The following is a 2600-nucleotide window of genomic DNA, read 5'->3' on the forward strand; positions in this document are numbered from 1 at the left end:
AGGAGGCCACCCTGCTGTGCCTGGGCGATTCGCTGACCTTTGGCTACGGCGCCCCGGCGGGCGCCAGCTACCCGCAGCAGCTGGAACTGCTGACCGGCTACGTCACGCAGAACGCGGGCATCAACGGCGACACAGCGGCCGGTGCGCTGGCACGCCTGCCGGCGCTGCTGCAGGAAAACAAGCCGGGCCTGGTGCTGGTGTGCATTGGCGGCAACGACTTTCTGCGCAACATGCCGCTGGACAGCACCCGCGCTGCCATCAGGTCGATTGTGCAAACCGCCGCTGCCAGCACGCAGGTGGTGCTGATCGCGCAGCCCAAACCCGTGCTGCTTTCTGCCGCGATGGGCTCACTGAAAGACCATGAGGTGTATGCCGAGATCGCCGCGGAAACAGCCACCCCGCTTTTTGCCGATGCCTGGTCTTATGTGCTGTCACGCAGCGAATTGCGTTCTGACCAGATCCACGCCAATGCGGAAGGCTACAAGGTGTTTGCCGGGCGTTTGGCCGACTGGCTGCGCGACAGGAAATTTGTCGCCTGACGGGTTTGTCAGCCGGTGCGGTCGCGCCTGGCTGCCGTTTCAAGAAACGCCGCGTGGCGCGCCGGGATCTGCGTGAGCGCATAGGCAGCCGCCTGCTCGCGGATGCTGTTGCGGTCACCGCTGAACCTGCGGGTTTCGGTGAACACCGCGTCCCCACGTCCATCACGCCCCGCAAACATCCAGGCAAAGCACTGCGTGCCGGCGGGAATCTTCGGGTCGGTGCCGTCGGTCACGCCGGTGTTGGCAATGGCCATGGTGGCCTCGCTCTTTTGCATCGCGCCGCGCACCATCTCGGCAGCCACCTCTTCGCTGGTGAGGTTGCAGCGCTCGATGGTTTCTGCTTTCACCCCAAGGCAACGCTGTTTGGCCCGGGGTGAATACACCACATAAGCCGACTCCAGCAAGGACCCCGCACCCGGCACATCCGCGAGGTGTGCGGCGATCAGGCCTGCGGTGCAGGACTCGGCGGTGGCCAACACCAGCGAGTGGTTTTTCATGTAAGCCGCGACGGCCCTGAGCTGGTTGCTGCTGGCGTCGCGGGAGGACTGACGGGAAGGCGGACTTGTGCTCTCAGGCGTCATGGCGTGCGGCCCAGGCGGCACCTGAACCTTTAGCGGAGATATCCAGACTATGCGTTGCCGGTGCCCACGCGGCCAGAGCGTGTTGCTKACGGCCTTGTAGGAATGATGTGCGCCCCGGCGCAGGACCCTGCCCGCTTGCGGCTCCGCCATCACCCTACACAAACAGAAGCCCGCAGAGTCATGCTATTGATTTCATAGCTGCTTGCGCACGGCCTGACTGGTCCGCAGGCTCACGGGCAGACGGATTCGCGTCAGGTACGTATGACAGGCTACATGCCCGGTGCCGGCCCAGGGCAGGCTTCAGCCATCACCCAGCCCGATGGGCGCCGGCGCCTCCATCACGATGCGTGTGAAAAGCCGGTCATACACCGGGTCTGCCGCGTGCTTGCCGGCAAGCGGGTCGCGGTTTTGCTGGAAGGCGGCGTCCAGCTCTTTCCAGTCGGCCTCGGTGAGCACTTTTTCAGCCTCGGGCAGGATGATCGTTTCTTCCAGCCGCATGTGCTCCAGGTAAAACTCGACGTAACGTTTGCACTGCGCCTCGAACTCGGGCTTTCGCTGCTCGCCCAGCAGCTCCCAGGCCAGCAACAGGTGCTGCAGTTCACGCACAGCCTTCTCGCCGCTCATGTGGTCGCGCTCCAGCTGCTGCACCGTAGCCATGACCGATGGCGCGGAGCGCACCACACGCGGAAACAGCAGGTCTGACTCCTTGGGGTGATGCAGGCGCTCGGGGAACTCGTCGATATAAAACAGCATGGCCCGAAAGACGTCGAAGAATTGCTGCGCACGGTCGCCCGGGCCGCGCGCCACCATGAGCAGCATGGAGCGCAGCATGGCGGAAAGGGAGGCGTGCTCATCGAGGATGATCTGCACGCTGGCATGTTTGTGAATGGCGGTCTCCAAGGTTATCGGCGAATTGCCAATAGCGCCCAGAATGCCTCCAGGCACCGCCGCCGGCCTTGACGAAGATCAAACGGCGTGCACTTGGCGCATCATCCGCCTGCCAAGCAAGCCAGCTTCGACGACAAGCGTGGTCGGTGGACTTGTGCAGACCTTCCCTAGCGGTAACCTGCACGAAACTCCACCGGGGTACATCCAACCTCCCGTTTGAAGAACTTGGTAAAGTTGCTGGAGTCGTCGAAACCCAGCTCGTAGCCTATCCCGGCGATGGGCATCCCGGTGTGTGCAAGTAGCCGCTTGGCCTCCAGCGAAATCCTGTTCGCCACAAACGCTTTCGCGCTAACCCCCGCAACATTCAGGGTGACGCGAGTCAACGTTCGCGTTGTGCAGCCGATGGCATCGGCATATTGCGCCAAGGTATGCCACTTCGCAAACGATTGATTCAGGAGGAGCCGAAACCTCCGAAAACGATCCAGCTCCGAAGGCCGGACGGTGCCATCGCTGCGTTGTTGCTGGTGCGCCAGAACCAGCCGCAGGAGCACGGTGCAAAGCTGGTGCAGCAACAGGGCCTGAACCTCTGGCT

General features: G+C 63.1%; 4 protein-coding genes. 1 reads left to right on the forward strand and 3 read right to left on the reverse strand.

What is annotated here, in order from left to right:
- On the forward strand, positions 1-539 hold a 539-nt coding region (locus tag AC1DWI_RS19355), incomplete at its 5' end, for a GDSL-type esterase/lipase family protein (RefSeq protein ID WP_477725489.1).
- A gap of 8 nt (positions 540-547) precedes the next feature.
- Here the strand turns inward: AC1DWI_RS19355 and AC1DWI_RS19360 are convergent.
- The 3 genes from AC1DWI_RS19360 to AC1DWI_RS19370 form a co-directional block, all read right to left on the reverse strand.
- Positions 548-1120 (reverse strand): CinA family protein, encoded by a 573-nt coding sequence (locus AC1DWI_RS19360; RefSeq protein WP_477671516.1) that lies wholly within the window; start codon positions 1118-1120, stop codon positions 548-550.
- A gap of 300 nt (positions 1121-1420) precedes the next feature.
- Positions 1421-2020, reverse strand: a complete 600-nt coding sequence (locus AC1DWI_RS19365; protein ID WP_477671515.1) for a hemerythrin domain-containing protein — start codon at positions 2018-2020, stop codon at positions 1421-1423.
- A gap of 155 nt (positions 2021-2175) precedes the next feature.
- A partial coding sequence (locus tag AC1DWI_RS19370; RefSeq protein ID WP_477725490.1) for a helix-turn-helix domain-containing protein occupies positions 2176-2600 on the reverse strand: 425 nt, incomplete at its 5' end.

It is taken from the genome of Polaromonas sp. P3_C2, from assembly GCF_056402675.1.